Source organism: Massilia agilis (assembly GCF_024756255.1).
Classification (GTDB): Bacteria; Pseudomonadota; Gammaproteobacteria; order Burkholderiales; family Burkholderiaceae_D; genus Telluria; species Telluria agilis.
Genome location: NZ_JANUHB010000002.1, coordinates 623,050 through 637,862, shown reverse-complemented (window position 1 = coordinate 637,862; position 14,813 = coordinate 623,050). Strand labels below are relative to the sequence as shown.

Below are 14,813 nucleotides of genomic sequence, written 5' to 3'. Positions count from 1 at the left end.
GCTGGCGGATCCTCTCGGGTCAGGCGGATTCGGGGTCGAAAGGGTGCAACCGGCCTGGCCGGCGCCTTTGTGGGGCGCCAGCCAGGTGATGCTGACTACAGTGGGATCGCTAGATCAGAAGCGGTACTCGACCGTGCCGGACACGGTGCGCGGGGCGGCGTAGAACGCGCTCAGCGTACCTTCGTTGCCGAGGGTCTGGAACAGGTAGCCACCGGTCTTGTAGTGCTCGTCGGTCAGGTTCTTGCCATGCAGGCCAACGCGCAGGCGGCCGTCGGCACGGGTCCAGACCACGCTCGCATCGACCAGGTGGTACGACTCCTGGTCCAGGTCGGACGGGGTCTCGAACTGGTAGGTCTTGCTCTTGAAGGCGTAGCTGGCCATCAGCGAGGTGGTGCCGTTGTAGCCCATCAGCGGGGTCGGGATGTCGTAGGTCGCGCGGATGTTGCTCGAGTTGCGCGGCGTATTCTGGAAGTAGCGCTTGTCCGCCACGTTCGCGCCGGCCACGATGTACTCCTTGTACTTGGCGTCGATGTAGCTGTACATGCCGGCCAGCGTGAACTCCTTGGTGATGTGCGCGATCGCCTCGAGTTCGACGCCCTTGATCTTGGCCTTGCCCGCGTTGGTGGTCACGCCTGCGAAGGTGTCGTCCTTGCCGTCGCCGTTGGTGTCGATCGCCACCGAGCCGGGGATCTGCACGTCCTTGTAGTCGCTGTGGAAGACCGCGGCGTTGGTGGTGATGCGCCCGCCGTTGAACGAGGACTTCAGGCCCAGTTCGGTGGTCTTGATGGTCTCGGGGCTGTAACCCTGGCGTGCCTTGGCCACGGTCAGCTTGGTGCCGACCATGTTCATGCGCGGGTCGAAGCCGCCGCCCTTGAAGCCTTCCGAGTACGAGGCGTACACGTTGTGGTCGGCGTTGACCTTGTAGTTCAGCGCGATGCGCGGGGTGAACTTGGTGTCGCGGCGGCTCAGGTCAGGCAGGTCGGTATCCGGAATGGCGGTCAGCTTGGTCGCGGCCGGGTTGCCCAGGTAGGGCGAGCCCTTGCCCAGGTAGCTCTGGCGGTACAGCGCGGCCTCGCGCTTGTCCACGGTGTAGCGGCCGCCCAGCGACAGCTGCAGGTCCGGGGTCAGGTTGTAGCTGCCGTCGATGTAGGCGGCCCAGGCCTTGGTGCCGACCTTGGCGCTGGTGTAGGTGCTGGCGATGAAGGCCGGGAAGCCGACGATCGTGTCGAACTGGTTGAACGCCGTCGCGTCCATGTAGTACACCCCTGCGGTGCCCTGCAGTTCCTTGCCGCTGTAGGTGGCGTTGAACTCCTGGCTGAACTGCTTGTTCGAGTACTCGGCCGGCACTTCCAGGTCCACCACGGGCAGCGCGTCGAAGTCGATCGGCGCCCACGAGTGGTCGCGGCGGCTGGCGGTGATCGATTTGAGGGTGACTTCCGGCGTGACGTTGTATTCGACCAGTGCGGACACGCCATGGGCGCGGATCTCCTGCTCGTGGCCGTTGGTGGTGATCATCTCACCCTGGGTGTCGTACACGTTCGACAGGATCGGGAAGCCGCTCTTCTTGCCAACCATCAGGCGGTGGCCGTTCTTCGGATTCGAGTCGTCCTGGGTGATGTCGCCGGCGATACGGATGAACAGGTCCTGGGTCGGGGTGAACTCGGCCGACAGGCGGGCTGCGGTCAGGTCCTTGTCATAGTTGCCCTTGCCTGTGACCAGGTTCGTGCCGTAGCCGTCACGCTTGAACTTGGCGATGGTGCCGCCGATGCGGGCGGTGTCCGACAGCGGGGTGCTGGCGGTCAGCACGCCTTCCTTCTGGCCGTAGTCGCCCACGGTGGCGCGCACGCGCACGTCGGTTTGCGGGGCCAGCTTGCGGGTCACGTACTTGATGGCGCCGCCGATGGTGTTACGGCCGTACAGCGTGCCCTGCGGGCCGCGCAGCACTTCGATGCGCTCAACGTCGTAGATGTCGGCCACGGCCGCTTGCGGGCGGGCCAGGAACACGTCGTCCATGTAGATGCCAACGCCGGATTCGAAGCCGGCAACCGGGTCGGCCTGGCCGACGCCGCGGATGAAGGCGGTCAGCGTGGTGTTGGTTGCACGCGACGCTTTCAGGGTGGTGTTCGGGATGCTGTTGGTCAGGCCGGTCAGGTCCGGGATGGCCTGCTTGGACAGCTGGTCGGCGCTGAAGGCGGTCACCGACACCGGGACGTCCTGCAGGGTCTCCTCGCGGCGGCGCGCGGTGACGACCACTTTCTCGATGTTGTTTTCCGAGGTCGCTGCCGGTGCCTGGCTGTTCGCTTCCTGGGCGTAGGTCACGCCAACGGTGCCGTACAGGGCGAGTACGGCTGCGGCGGTACGGGTGAGCAGCAGCGGGTTCTTCTTGGTAAGACGCATTGTTGTCTCCTAATTTTGGAATTGCGGCATGCGTTCAGTCGCACGGGACCAAGTGTGCCCTTGTTGAGTTTGGATGAAAAGATGGCAAGCCCGCCCACCCTTTGTGCAAATTTGCACACCCGTTTGCACCGCGCCGGTGCGAGAGCGAAACGCAGCTACCCAGCAGGGTTTGCACAATTTCTGTGCATACACAAACTGTTGCGCCAAAATGATTGCCCGGGCAATGTGCGCTAGTGCACAATATTCCAAACTGACATCACTTTTTCCTCATGAACATCCTGCCCGAGTGGACCGACCTGCGCTTTTTCCTGGAACTGGCGCGCGCCGGCACGCTGTCGGGCGCCTCGCGCCGGCTCGATGTCGAGCACACGACGGTGGCGCGGCGCATCGACCGGCTTGAGGCCCAGCTGGGCACCACCTTGTTCGACCGATCGCGCGAGGGCTACGAGCTGACCGAGATGGGCCAGACCCTGCTGCCGCACGCCGAGGCGATGGAGGGCGCGGCGCTGGCCGCTGCCGAGCAGTTGGTGGGGGCGGAGGTGACGGCGCACGGCGTGGTGCGGCTGGGCGTGCCGGAGCTGTTCGGCGTGCGCGTGGTGGCGCCGCTGCTGTCCGGGCTGCTGCGCGACCATCCGGACCTCTCGATCGACCTGTTGGTGCTGCCGCGCTTTGCCAACCTGGCCAACCGCGAGGCCGACATGGGCGTGATGCTCGACCCGCCGACCACCGGCCGCTACGTGGTCACGCGCATGGCGACCTTCCGCATGTACCTGTACGCCTCGCCCGAGTACCTGGCGCGCCACAAGCCGATCCATTCCCACGCCGACCTGGTGCACCACGATTTCGTCGACTACGTGCAGGACCGCCTGGCCAGCCAGGAACTCTCCTACCTGAACGAGCTGGGCTTCACGCCGCGCCGCCGGCTGTGCTGCACCGGCATGACGGCGCAGGTGGAAGCGGCCAAGGCCGGCCTGGGCCTGATGCTGGCGCCGCCGTACGCGATTCCCGATGACGGCCGGCTGAAGATGGTGCTGCCCGGTTTTTTTGCGGAGCGCTCTTACTGGCTGGCCGCGCCGACCGACCTGTACCGCCTGCAGCGGGTGCGCGCGGTGTGGAACCTCTTGCGCGAGCACGCGGATGCCCACCCGCAGCTGTTCATGCACCAGGTGGCCGAGTCCGGCCTGCAGCTGTAATCAGCCGCGCGCGCGGAACGGACTGCGCTCGCTCAGTTCGTCGATGTACTCGTCGATGCCGCCGGCCTCGCGTTCGAGGAAGCGTTCGATCGCATCGGCAAACGCCGGGTGCGCCAGCCAGTGCGCGGACCAGGTGCGGGTGGGCAGGAAGCCGCGCGCCATCTTGTGTTCTCCCTGCGCGCCGCCCTCGAAGGTCTGGATGCCACGCTCGATGCAGAACTCCAGCGGCTGGTAGTACGCCGCCTCGAAATGCAGGCAGGGCACGTGCTCGATCTCGCCCCAGTAGCGGCCGAACAGCGTGTCCTCGTCGTGGATGACGAGCGATGCGGCCACCGGCCTGTTGTCGCGCTCGGCCAGCACCAGCAGGATATTCTCGGGCATGGACTCACCGATACGCAGCCAGAAATCCAGGTTCAGGTAAGGCGTCGAATGGTGCGCTGCATAGGTGTGGCGGTAGCAGCGGTTGAAGAAGCGCCAGTCCGTATCGTCGGCATCCACCCCGCGCACGCGCCTGAGCGTCACGCCCGCCTGCGCCACCTTGCGGCGCTCGGCACGGATGTTCTTGCGCTTTTTCTGTTCGAGCGTGGCCAGGAACTCGTCGAAGCTGGCGTAGCCTTGGTTCAGCCAATGGAACTGTACCCCGGAGCGCAGCATGAAACCGGCTTGTTCCAGTTCGCTTGCCTGTTCGGCGGGTGGGAACAGCACGTGGGTCGAGGACACGCCGGATGCCTGCTGCGTCGCCTTGAGCACCTCGATGAGCGCCGCGCGCGCCTGTGCGTCACGCGCCAGCAGGCGCGGGCCGGTCACCGGCGTGAACGGGATCGCCGACAGCAGCTTGGGGTAGTACTCGAAGCCGTGGCGCTGGTAGGCGTCGGCCCAGGCCCAGTCGAACACGTACTCGCCGTACGAGTGGTCCTTCACGTACAGGGGCAGGGCGGCGGCCAGCGTTTCGCCCTCCCACAGCGTGATGAACTGAGGCTGCCAGCCGGTTTCGGCGCTCGCGCTGCCGGACTCGTGCAGGGCATGCAAGAATGCGTACGACAGGAAGGGGTTGGCTGCCTCCTGCGCCCGGACGAGACCATTCCACGCCGCCTGGCCAATCTCGGCAAGAGAAGAAACGATATGCGTGCGATAATTCAAAATTACTTCCGTACCAAAGATGGCGCCTCATGATGCAGGCATGTGCCCAAGCGAGAATCTCGTCATGAACAACCGATTTTTCAACCTCTACTCCCACCACTTTGCCCGAGTGGCGGCGGCCAGCCCGGTCTGCAAGGTGGCGGACCCTGCCTTCAATGCGCAGCAGACCATCGAGCTGGCCAAGCAGGCGGCGCAGCAGGGCGCGGTGCTGGTGGCCTTTCCGGAGCTGGGGCTGCCGGCCTACAGCTGCGACGACCTGTTCCACCAGCGCGCGCTGCTGGACGGTTGCGAGCGGGCCCTGGCCAGCGTGGTGGAGGCCTCTCGCGCGCTGCCCGTGGCGATGGTAGTGGGGCTGCCGCTGAGGGTCAATCACATGCTGTTCAACTGTGCGGCCGTCGTCGCCAACGGACAGGTGCTGGGCGTGGTCCCCAAGAGCTACCTGCCCAATTATGGCGAGTTTTACGAATCCCGGCAGTTTGCGCCTGCGGATTGCGCGGCGGTGGACAAGGTCGAGCTGTTTGGCGCCGAGGTGCCGTTCGGTGTCAACCTGCTGTTTGACATCGAGGGACTGCCGTTCTTCCGCTTTCACGTGGAGATCTGCGAGGACGTCTGGGTGCCGGTGCCGCCGTCCTCGTTCGGCGCCATGGCCGGGGCCACGGTGCTGGTCAACCTGTCGGCGTCCAACGTCGTGGTCGGCAAGAGCGGCTACCGCCACCAACTGGTGAGCCAGCAGTCGGCGCGCTGCATGGCGGCCTACTTGTACACATCGGCCGGGCGCGGCGAGTCGTCCACCGACATGGCCTGGGACGGCCAGGCGCTGATCTACGAAAACGGCACGCTGCTGGCCGAGTCCGAGCGCTTCCGCGACGACTCGCACATCATCTTTGCGGATGTGGACCTGGAGCGGCTATCGCAGGAGCGCATGCACGCCACCACCTATGCGATGAATGCGCGCCGCCACGCGGACGAGATTGCGAAATTCCGCACGGTGCGCTTTGCGCTGGCGCTGCCGGTGGACCGCACGCTGCCGCTGGCGCGCGCGGTGGAGCGCTTCCCGTACGTGCCGGTGGACCGTTCGCGCCGCGACGAGCGCTGCACCGAGGTGTACAACATCCAGGTCCAGGCGCTGGTGCAGCGGCTGTCCGCAATCGGCGTGAACAAGGTCGTGATTGGCATTTCGGGCGGGCTGGACTCGACCCACGCGCTGCTGGTGTGCGCCAAGGCCTTCGACCGGCTCGGCCTGCCGCGCGCGAACATCCTGGCGTACACCATGCCGGGCTTTGCTACCAGCGAACGCACGCTGCGCCAGGCGCGCGAGCTGATGCGCGTGGTCGGCTGCTCGGCACACGAAATCGACATCCGCCCAAGCTGCATCCAGATGCTCAAGGACCTTGGACACCCGTACGCCGAGGGCAAGGAAGAGTACGACGTCACGTTTGAAAACGTGCAGGCGGGCGAGCGCACCAGCCACCTGTTCCGGCTCGCGAACCACCACAACGCGATCGTGATCGGCACCGGCGACTTGTCCGAACTGGCGCTGGGCTGGTGCACGTTCGGCGTGGGCGACCAGATGGCGCACTACAACGTGAACGCGAGCGTGCCCAAGACGCTGATCTCCCACCTGGTGCGCTGGGTGGCCGAGACGCACCAGCTGGGCGAAGGCGGCTCCGAAGTGCTGATCAACGTGCTGGAAACCGAGATCAGCCCCGAGCTCGTGCCCGGCAATACCGGCGACGGCCGGCCGGCCCAGATCACCGAGAACGTGATTGGCCCTTACGAGCTGCAGGATTTCACGCTGTACTACACGCTGCGCTACGGGTTCAAGCCATCGAAGGTCGCCTTCCTGGAGTACAGCGCATGGAAGAACCGCGACGAGGGCGCCTGGCCCGACGACAGCAAGGCTTCGCGCAACGAGTACGACCTTGCCCAGATCAAGCGGTACATGAAGATCTTCCTGTGGCGCTTCTTCAAGACCAGCCAGTTCAAGCGCTCCACCGTGCCGAACGGTCCGAAGGTCGGCAACGGCGGCTCGCTGTCGCCGCGCGGCGACTGGCGCGCCCCAAGCGACTCGGAGGCCACGGTGTGGCTGGCGGACCTGGACAATATCCCGGGCTAAGAATTCGAATCAATGACTAAAGGAGCACAGATGAAACAGATCACTGCCGTTATCAAGCCGTTCAAACTGGACGAGGTGCGCGAAGCGCTGGCCGAGGTCAACGTGACCGGCCTGACCGTGACCGAGGTGAAGGGCTTCGGCCGCCAGAAGGGCCACACCGAGCTGTATCGCGGCGCGGAGTACGTGGTGGATTTCCTGCCGAAGGTGAAGATCGAGGTGGTGGTGGACGAAGCCGTGGCCGACCAGGTGGTGGACGCGATCATCAAGGCCGCGCGCACGGGCAAGATCGGCGACGGCAAGATCTTCGTGCAGAACATCGAGCAGGTGATTCGCATCCGCACCGGCGAGACCGGGCCGGACGCGGTTTAATCCGCACCGTATGATCCGTCGTCCCCGTGCAGGCGGGGACCCATGCTGAGCTTGAAGGTAGTCGGCTGACGTCAAGGCTGCCATGTGCGCCCGTTCCATGGTTCCCCGCCTCCGCGGGGACGACGTGCTGGAGGGGTGATACTTACCGTCCCAGCCGCATATCAAACCGCCACGTCACCAGCCGCAAGCCGGTGATGAACAAGGCGCTGACCCACAGCGCCAGGTTATAGGGCAGGTCCACCGCCCGCATCAGCAGGAACAGCCAGTTCCCCAGGAACGCGCAGATCGCATACGGTTTGCCGTCCCTGAACACCATCGGCACCTCGTTACAGACGATATCGCGCAGCACCCCGCCGAAAATCCCGGTGATCACGCCCATCATCGACGCGATGAAGAGCGGCATGTGCGCGTCCAGCGCCGAGGACACGCCGGCCACCGAAAACAATCCCAGCCCGATCGCGTCCGCGATCACGATCAGCCGTTCGGACAGGATGTGCCTGAGCGTGCGCATCAGCGGCGTGGCCACCAGCGCGAGTACGAAGATGAGGATCGCGTATTCCTGGTGGATGACCCAGAACAGGGGACGCTTGTCGAGCAGGATGTCGCGCAGGGTACCGCCGCCGAATGCGGTGATGAAGGCGACCGTGAAGACGCCGACCAAATCCATGCGCTTGCGGCGCGCCTCGATGAATCCCGAGAACGCGCCGACCAGAATCGCCATGATTTCGATGAACTTAATGAGATGCATGCAACTGCAGTGTTGTTATTGTGGCGATATTGCTAGCCTAACATGACACCCGTGTGTCACGTAAGCACGCTTGCCGCGGCGATCCCGTTGCTTTTTCGCCGCGTGCTTGCCTGTGCAGGCAGACGTTGCTATATTGATCAGCAATAATTCATCAAGTGTTGAATTATTGCCGCGTGCTACCCGGCTGCAGGCACACCGCCTTGAACCCGGCTGCACAGTATTCGATCATGCGCGGCGCAATGGCCGCGATGTCGGACGACTTGCACAGGCCGTTCGACAGCCGGTCCAGGCGCCCGGTGTCGGACAGCGTGAGCGTGAGCGAGCCGGTGAGCATGTGGTAGCTCCAGTACAGGTCTTCGCGCCGGGCCTGGGGCATCACCTGCTGCAGCAGGTCGATCAGGCGGGTGACCACCGGGTCGAAGTAGCGCGTCATGGTGGCGCCACCGAGTTCGTTGGTGTTGTTCAGCTGGGCGATCAGGGAGAAGTAGTTCTTCCAGCCGGGGTCGGCGTGGCGCGCGGGAGCGAGCAGCGGTGCGAGGAAGGCCGCGATCACGCCCTCCACCGTCATGCTGGCGCCGGCCGTGGCGGCATAGGCGTCCATGGCCGCCACCCGTTCGGCGTTGACGATGTCGGCGCGGCGCATGCAGACCGCGTCGAACAGGCCCTGCTTGGTGCCGAAGTAGTAGTGGGCGAGGGCGGTGTCCACCTGCGCGTGCGCGGCCACGGCGCGCATGGTCACGCCGTAGAAGCCGTGTTTGGAGAACAGGTCTTCGGCCGCGTCGAGAATGCGCGCCGAGGCTTCGGGATTGCCGTCGGTCTTGCGCGGCCGTCCTACCGTTGCGCTTTTGCGCCCCGTCCTGGCGGCTGCGGTGGGGGTGTCAGTCGGGGAGGCGGGCTTCACATTCAAGGAGAGATGGATGAAGTTGATCGACGCATTTTACACAAGCCGGTTCACGCAGGAGCATCCATGAGCGACGCATTGACCATCGGCGGCCTAGTGACGCGCAGCGCACGGCATCGCCCCGAGCACCTGGCCGTGATCGCCAGCGGGGAGCGGCTGACCCATCATGATTTGAACCTGCGCGTGAACCGACTGGCCAATGGCATGCTGGCCGCGGGCGTGCAGCGCGGCCAGCGCGTCGCCACCTTGCTGCCCAATTGCCTGGAGCTGCTCGACATCTACTGGGCTGCGGCCAAGATCGGCGCGGTGGCAGTGCCGCTGTCGCCCATGCTGCTGGCGCCGGGGCTGGCGAGCCTGCTCGACGATTCCGAGGCGGTGATGCTGTTCACGACCGGCTCCTTGCTTGGCCTGGCACGGCATGCCGCTGCGCTGGCGCCGCGCCTGTCTGACTGCCGGGTGGTGCTGGTCGATGGCGCCGCCGACGGGGCGAGCGCGTATGGCGAACTGCTCGCGCATGGCGATGCCGAGCCGGTCTTGCCGTCGCCAGTGGCCCCGTCCGACCTGTACAACATCATGTACACCAGCGGCACCACCGGCCAGCCGAAGGGGATCATGCTGAGCCAGGAGGTACGCGCCATGTATGCGCTGCTGTGTTCCAGCGTGTTTCGCATCGGGCCGGAGTCGGTCGTGCTGGCCACCGGCTCGCTGGTGTTCAACGGCGCCTTTGTCACGATGATGGGCGCGTTCTTCGCGGGCGCAACTTACGTGGTGCATGGCCAGTTCGATGCCGAGGCACTGATCGACACCGTGCGCCGCGAGCGTGTCACGCACATCATGCTGGTGCCGTCGCAGATCATCGCGGTGCTGGCGTCACCGCGCTTTGCGCCCGAGCACCTGGGATCGCTGCAGATGATCCTGTCGCTGGGCGCGCCGCTGCACAGCCACCATAAGGACGAGCTGCAGCGCCTGCTGCCAGGGCGCTTCCACGAGCTGTACGGGTTGACCGAGGGGTTCCTGACCATCCTCGACAAGACCGACGCCGCGCGCAAGGCGGGCTCGGTCGGGTGTGCGCCGCCGTTCATGGACATGCGCATCGTGCGCGAAGACGGCAGTATTGCTGCCCCCGGGGAGATCGGCGAGATCGTCGGGCGCGGGCCGATGCTGATGGACGGGTACTTCAAGCGGCCGGACCTGACGGCCGCGGCGCTGGTGGACGGCTGGCTGCACACCGGGGACCTGGGCTACGTGGACGACGAGGGCTTCCTGTACCTGGTGGACCGCAAGAAGGACATGATCGACAGCGGCGGCGTGAAGGTGTACCCGCGCGACATCGAGGAACTGCTGGTGGCGCATCCGGCGGTGCTGGAGGTGGCGGTGTTCGGCGTGCCGCACGAGAAGTGGGGCGAGACGCCGCTGGCGGCCGTGGTGCTCAAGGAGCCCGGGGCGGTGGATGGCGTCGAGTTGAAGGAGTGGCTCAACGCCCGGGTCGGCGCGCGTTTCCAGCGGGTGCAGGAGGTGGTGGTGCTGGAGGCGTTTCCGCGTAACGCGGCGGGCAAGGTGCTCAAGCGGGCGTTGCGGGAGCCGTACTGGGCGGGGCGGGGCACGCGGATTTGAACGCGTGGGCAGGAGACCTGCCCACCCTACCGGACAGCTGCGGGGCCATGTAGGGTGGGCGGGTTTCCCGCCCACGCGTTCAAGCGGAGCTTGAATTAGTGGTCGAGCAGCGCGTGCCGCAGCAGCACGATGAGCGCGCCGTGCCCGCCATCCTTTTTGCCCGCGACGCAGAACGCCACCACTTCCGGCTTTTGCACCAGCCAGCTGTGCACCATCCCGCGCAGCACGGGTTCCCCCTTGGCCGAGCCGTAGCTGATCCCGTGGATCACGCGCAGGCAGCGCACGCCGCGCCGGTTCATCCGGTGCAGGAAGTCGTTGAGGATCTCGCGCGCCTGGTCGCGCGTGTAGCCGTGCAGGTCGATCTCGTCCTGCACCGGCCAGTGGCGCTTGCGCAGCTTCTTGAGCACGTCCGGCCCCACGCCCGGCTGGGCGTAGGCGAGCGACGGGTCTTCGTCCAGCAGCCCGTCCACGTCGAACTGGTCCGACAGCATCGACTCGCGCAGCACCGCCGCGTCGTCTTCCGCCTGGGTGGCGAACTTGCGCTTTTCCGCCAGCGGCTTGGCCGGCGGCGGAGGCGGGCGGTACACGTAGCGGTCGGACTCGGGCAGCTTGTGCACGTCCTTCATCGCGCCCTTGAACTCGACCGCGCGCTCGCGCGCGAGCCGCTCCTGCTTTTCGCGTTCGGCTTGCTCGATGGCGCGAGCCCGCTCGTCTTCCTTGAGCTTGTCGCGCAAGCCCTTCAGGTCTTCGAAGCTTTTCAGTCCCGCCATCGCTCAGCCTTAGCCTTCCAGCGCCTCCAGGTAGCGCTGGGCGTCGAGCGCGGCCATGCAGCCGGTGCCGGCGCTGGTGATCGCCTGGCGGTACACATGGTCCTGCACGTCGCCGGCCGCGAACACGCCCGGGATGTTGGTGGCGGTGGCCATGCCCTCGAGCCCGCCGCGGGTCTTGATGTACCCGTTGTGCATGTCGAGCTGGCCCTCGAAGATGCCGGTGTTCGGCTTGTGGCCGATCGCCACGAACAGGCCGTGCACGGTGATGTGCTTGACCTCGCCGTTCTCGGTCGACTTGACCTTCACGCCGGTCACGCCCGAATCGTCGCCCACCACTTCGTCCAGCGTGCGGTTCAGCTCCAGCACGATCTTGCCTTCTTCGACCTTGCCCATCAGGCGGTCGATCAGGATCGGCTCGGCGCGGAACTTGTCGCGGCGGTGGATCAGGGTGACCTTGGAGGCGATGTTCGACAGGTACAGCGCTTCCTCGACCGCGGTATTGCCGCCGCCGATTACCGCCACTTCCTGGTTACGGTAGAAGAAACCGTCGCAGGTGGCGCAGGCCGACACACCCTTGCCCATGAACGCCTGCTCCGATTCCAGGCCGAGGTACTGGGCCGAGGCGCCGGTGCACACGATCAGTGCGTCGCAGGTGAACTCGTGCGAATCGCCCACCAGGCGGATCGGTCGCTCGTTCAGGTAGGTGGTGTGGATGTGGTCGAACACGATCTCGGTATTGAAACGCTCGGCATGCTGCAGCAGGCGCTGCATCAGTTCCGGACCTTGCACGCCCATCGGGTCGCCCGGCCAGTTCTCGACATCGGTCGTGGTCATCAGTTGGCCACCTTGCTCGACGCCGGTGACGAGCATCGGCTTGAGGTTGGCGCGCGCGGCGTAGACGGCGGCGCTGTAGCCGGCCGGGCCGGAACCGAGAATCAGGACTTTGGCGTGTTTCTTAGTGGTCATAAGGAGCGCTTCAATGTTTATTGATGAAGGAACTTGGGGCCGTTCCAGGCCAGGTCAAGGCCGAAATGCCACATGCGATTATAGCCGACCGTGCGGACAAGCATGAATGATCGGCCATGCGCGGCAATATATGCCTTAAAATGCATTAACTATTGGAAGGCAACATTTCCACGCATGGGCAAGAAAACATCTTCTTCTTTGAACAACACTCGCAACGCTGACGTCCGTCCGCCGCTGCCCAACCGCCTGGTGCGCCTGTTGTCCGAGGCGCGCTGGATCGCGCTCGCGGTCGCGTTCGTGTACTTCCTGCTGATCCTGCTTTCGTACAACAAGGCCGATCCCGGCTGGTCGCATGCGAGCGTGGTGCCGAAAGTGAGCAACCTGGGCGGCCGCGCCGGCGCCTGGCTGGCCGACCTGCTGCTGTTTATCTTTGGTTTTTCGGCCTGGTGGTGGTGCGTGTGCTTCCTGCGCCTGGTCTGGCGCGGCTACCGCCGCCTGGCCGACAAGTTCATCCACGAGGCCGAGCCGGAGCCGGAGCACGACCACGAGGCGCTGATCCGCTGGATCGGCTTCGTGCTCATGTTCGCGGGCAGCCTGGGCCTGGAATACCTGCGCATGTGGTCGCTCAAGGTGGAATTGCCGCGCGCGCCGGGCGGGGTGCTGGGCCAGTTGATCGGCCACTCCGCCAACGTCGCCTTTGGCTTCACCGGCTCGACCTTGCTGCTGCTGGCGCTGTTCGGGCTGGGCTTTTCCTTGTTCTTCCAGGTGTCGTGGCTGGCGGTGGCCGAACGCATCGGCGAGGCGATCGAGCTCACGGTGGACTGGTTCCGCCTGCGCTACGAGGACCGCATCGACCGCAAACAGGGCGAGGTGGCGGCGGTCAAGCGCGACGAGGTGGTGGACCACGAACGTGCCAAGTACGTGGAGAAGCACGCGCCCCCGCCGCCGCCCAAGGCCGAGCCCAAGCTCGGCGAACCGGTGCCCGACGCGGCGCCGGCGGCCGCGGTGCCGGTGCCGGCACCGTTCAAGATCGAGCAGCCGATGGTGGCCGTGCCCAAGTCCGAGCGCGTGGAAAAGGAAAAGCAGGTGCCGCTGTTCCAGGGCCTGCCGGGCGACTCCAAGCTGCCGGCGCTGTCGCTGCTGGATGACCCGCCGGCCGCGCAGGAGACCGTGGCGGTGGAAACGCTGGAATTCACCAGCCGCCTGATCGAGAAGAAACTGTCGGACTTCGGCGTGGAGGCCAAGGTCATGGCCGCCTATCCGGGCCCAGTGGTCACGCGCTACGAGATCGAGCCGGCCACCGGCGTGAAGGGCAGCCAGATCGTGAACCTGGCGCGCGACCTGGCGCGCTCGCTGTCGCTCACCTCGATCCGCGTGGTCGAGACCATCCCCGGCAAGAACTATATGGCGCTGGAGCTGCCAAACCCGAAACGCCAGATCGTGCGCCTGACCGAGATCCTCGGTTCCAAGGTATATAACGACAGCGCCTCGAACCTGACGGTCGCGCTGGGCAAGGATATCGCCGGCAAGCCGGTGATCGCCGACCTGGCCAAGATGCCACACCTGCTGGTGGCCGGTACCACCGGTTCGGGTAAATCGGTGGGCATCAACGCCACCATCCTGTCCCTGCTGTACAAGGCCGACCCGGCCGACGTGCGCCTGATTCTCATCGACCCCAAGATGCTCGAGATGTCCGTGTACGAGGGCATTCCGCACCTGCTGGCGCCGGTGGTGACCGACATGCGCCAGGCCGGCCACGCGCTCAACTGGGCGGTGAACGAGATGGAGCGCCGCTACAAGCTCATGTCCAAGCTGGGCGTACGCAACCTGGCTGGCTACAACAGCAAGATCCTGGAAGCGGCCAAGCGCGAAGAGCACATCCCGAACCCGTTCTCGCTCACGCCGGACGCGCCGGAACCGCTGGACAAGCTGCCCACCATCGTCATCATCATCGACGAGCTGGCCGACCTGATGATGGTGGTCGGGAAGAAGGTCGAGGAGCTGATCGCGCGCATCGCGCAAAAGGCGCGCGCGGCCGGCATCCACCTGATCCTGGCAACCCAGCGCCCGTCGGTGGACGTGATCACGGGCCTGATCAAGGCGAACATCCCGACCCGCATCGCGTTCCAGGTCTCGTCCAAGATCGACTCGCGCACCATCCTTGACCAGATGGGCGCCGAGACGCTGCTGGGTATGGGCGACATGCTGTACATGCCGCCGGGGACCGGCTTGCCGGTGCGCGTGCACGGCGCGTTCGTGTCCGACGACGAAGTGCATCGAGTTGTAAAACACCTGCAGTCTACCGGCGAACCGAATTACATTGAAGGCATCCTCGAAGGCGGCACGCTGGAAGAGGGCAACGCCGAAGGGCTGCCGGCCGCCGAGGGTGGCGGCGAGTCCGACGCGATGTACGACCAGGCGGTGGCGGTGGTGCTCAAGCATCGCCGCGCCTCGATCTCGCTGGTGCAGCGTCACCTGCGCATTGGCTATAACCGCGCCGCGCGCCTGCTCGAGCAGATGGAGCAGAGCGGGGTGGTCTCAGCCATGCAGAGCAACGGCAACCGCGATATCCTCGTGCCGACGGCGAACGCCGAATAAG

At 65.5% G+C, this 14,813-nt stretch carries 11 protein-coding genes; 5 read left to right on the top strand and 6 right to left on the bottom strand.

Annotation, left to right across the window (positions count from 1 at the left end; translation table 11 throughout):
• Window positions 1-114: 114 nt before the first annotated feature.
• Window positions 115-2,397 carry a TonB-dependent receptor gene (locus tag NX774_RS09815; protein WP_258821990.1) on the bottom strand — a complete coding sequence of 761 codons (2,283 nt, stop codon included), beginning with the start codon at window positions 2,395-2,397 and terminating at the stop codon, window positions 115-117.
• 269 nt (window positions 2,398-2,666) lie between these two features.
• On the opposite strand from NX774_RS09815, the gene NX774_RS09810 reads away from it, so the two are divergent.
• Window positions 2,667-3,590: a LysR family transcriptional regulator gene (locus NX774_RS09810; protein WP_258821989.1), complete on the top strand. Its 924-nt coding sequence runs from the start codon at window positions 2,667-2,669 to the stop codon at window positions 3,588-3,590.
• On the opposite strand, the gene NX774_RS09805 is transcribed toward NX774_RS09810, so the two are convergent.
• Window positions 3,591-4,730 (bottom strand): GNAT family N-acetyltransferase, encoded by a 1,140-nt coding sequence (locus NX774_RS09805; RefSeq protein ID WP_258821988.1) that lies wholly within the window; start codon window positions 4,728-4,730, stop codon window positions 3,591-3,593.
• A gap of 64 nt (window positions 4,731-4,794) precedes the next feature.
• Here NX774_RS09805 and NX774_RS09800 point away from each other — a divergent pair, with 64 nt between their 5' ends.
• Window positions 4,795-6,846, top strand: coding sequence for an NAD(+) synthase (locus NX774_RS09800; protein WP_258821987.1), 2,052 nt, complete (start codon window positions 4,795-4,797; stop codon window positions 6,844-6,846).
• Window positions 6,847-6,876: 30 nt separating this feature from the next.
• Complete coding sequence (locus NX774_RS09795) at window positions 6,877-7,215, top strand: P-II family nitrogen regulator (RefSeq protein WP_258821986.1); 339 nt, start codon at window positions 6,877-6,879, stop codon at window positions 7,213-7,215.
• A gap of 142 nt (window positions 7,216-7,357) precedes the next feature.
• Here the strand turns inward: NX774_RS09795 and NX774_RS09790 are convergent, their stop codons facing one another.
• Together NX774_RS09790 and NX774_RS09785 are read right to left on the bottom strand one after the other, a co-directional pair.
• Entirely contained in the window at window positions 7,358-7,963 is a 606-nt protein-coding gene (locus NX774_RS09790) for a trimeric intracellular cation channel family protein (RefSeq protein ID WP_258821985.1), read from the bottom strand.
• A gap of 163 nt (window positions 7,964-8,126) precedes the next feature.
• Window positions 8,127-8,864, bottom strand: coding sequence for a TetR/AcrR family transcriptional regulator (locus tag NX774_RS09785; protein WP_258822735.1), 738 nt, complete (start codon window positions 8,862-8,864; stop codon window positions 8,127-8,129).
• A gap of 66 nt (window positions 8,865-8,930) precedes the next feature.
• Between NX774_RS09785 and NX774_RS09780 the strand changes: the two genes are divergently transcribed.
• A complete protein-coding gene (locus NX774_RS09780; RefSeq protein WP_258821984.1) occupies window positions 8,931-10,478 on the top strand; it encodes a class I adenylate-forming enzyme family protein in 1,548 nt (515 codons plus the stop codon).
• A gap of 95 nt (window positions 10,479-10,573) precedes the next feature.
• On the opposite strand, the gene NX774_RS09775 is transcribed toward NX774_RS09780, so the two are convergent.
• Both NX774_RS09775 and trxB read right to left on the bottom strand, forming a co-directional pair.
• Complete coding sequence (locus NX774_RS09775) at window positions 10,574-11,248, bottom strand: Smr/MutS family protein (RefSeq protein WP_258821983.1); 675 nt, start codon at window positions 11,246-11,248, stop codon at window positions 10,574-10,576.
• A 9-nt stretch (window positions 11,249-11,257) separates the two neighbouring features.
• Window positions 11,258-12,214, bottom strand: a complete 957-nt coding sequence (gene trxB / locus NX774_RS09770) for a thioredoxin-disulfide reductase (RefSeq protein WP_258821982.1) — start codon at window positions 12,212-12,214, stop codon at window positions 11,258-11,260.
• Between the two features lie 174 nt (window positions 12,215-12,388).
• On the opposite strand from trxB, the gene NX774_RS09765 reads away from it, so the two are divergent.
• Window positions 12,389-14,812, top strand: a complete 2,424-nt coding sequence (locus NX774_RS09765) for a DNA translocase FtsK (protein ID WP_258821981.1) — start codon at window positions 12,389-12,391, stop codon at window positions 14,810-14,812.
• Window position 14,813 lies beyond the last annotated feature (1 nt).

Coding starts and splice junctions, on each gene's coding strand:
- NX774_RS09815 (WP_258821990.1), bottom strand. CDS start 2,397: ATGCGTCTTACCAAGAAGAACCCGCTGCTGCTCACCCGTACCGCCGCA.
- NX774_RS09810 (WP_258821989.1), top strand. CDS start 2,667: ATGAACATCCTGCCCGAGTGGACCGACCTGCGCTTTTTCCTGGAACTG.
- NX774_RS09800 (WP_258821987.1), top strand. CDS start 4,795: ATGAACAACCGATTTTTCAACCTCTACTCCCACCACTTTGCCCGAGTG.
- NX774_RS09795 (WP_258821986.1), top strand. CDS start 6,877: ATGAAACAGATCACTGCCGTTATCAAGCCGTTCAAACTGGACGAGGTG.
- NX774_RS09790 (WP_258821985.1), bottom strand. CDS start 7,963: ATGCATCTCATTAAGTTCATCGAAATCATGGCGATTCTGGTCGGCGCG.
- NX774_RS09780 (WP_258821984.1), top strand. CDS start 8,931: ATGAGCGACGCATTGACCATCGGCGGCCTAGTGACGCGCAGCGCACGG.
- NX774_RS09775 (WP_258821983.1), bottom strand. CDS start 11,248: ATGGCGGGACTGAAAAGCTTCGAAGACCTGAAGGGCTTGCGCGACAAG.
- trxB (WP_258821982.1), bottom strand. CDS start 12,214: ATGACCACTAAGAAACACGCCAAAGTCCTGATTCTCGGTTCCGGCCCG.
- NX774_RS09765 (WP_258821981.1), top strand. CDS start 12,389: ATGGGCAAGAAAACATCTTCTTCTTTGAACAACACTCGCAACGCTGAC.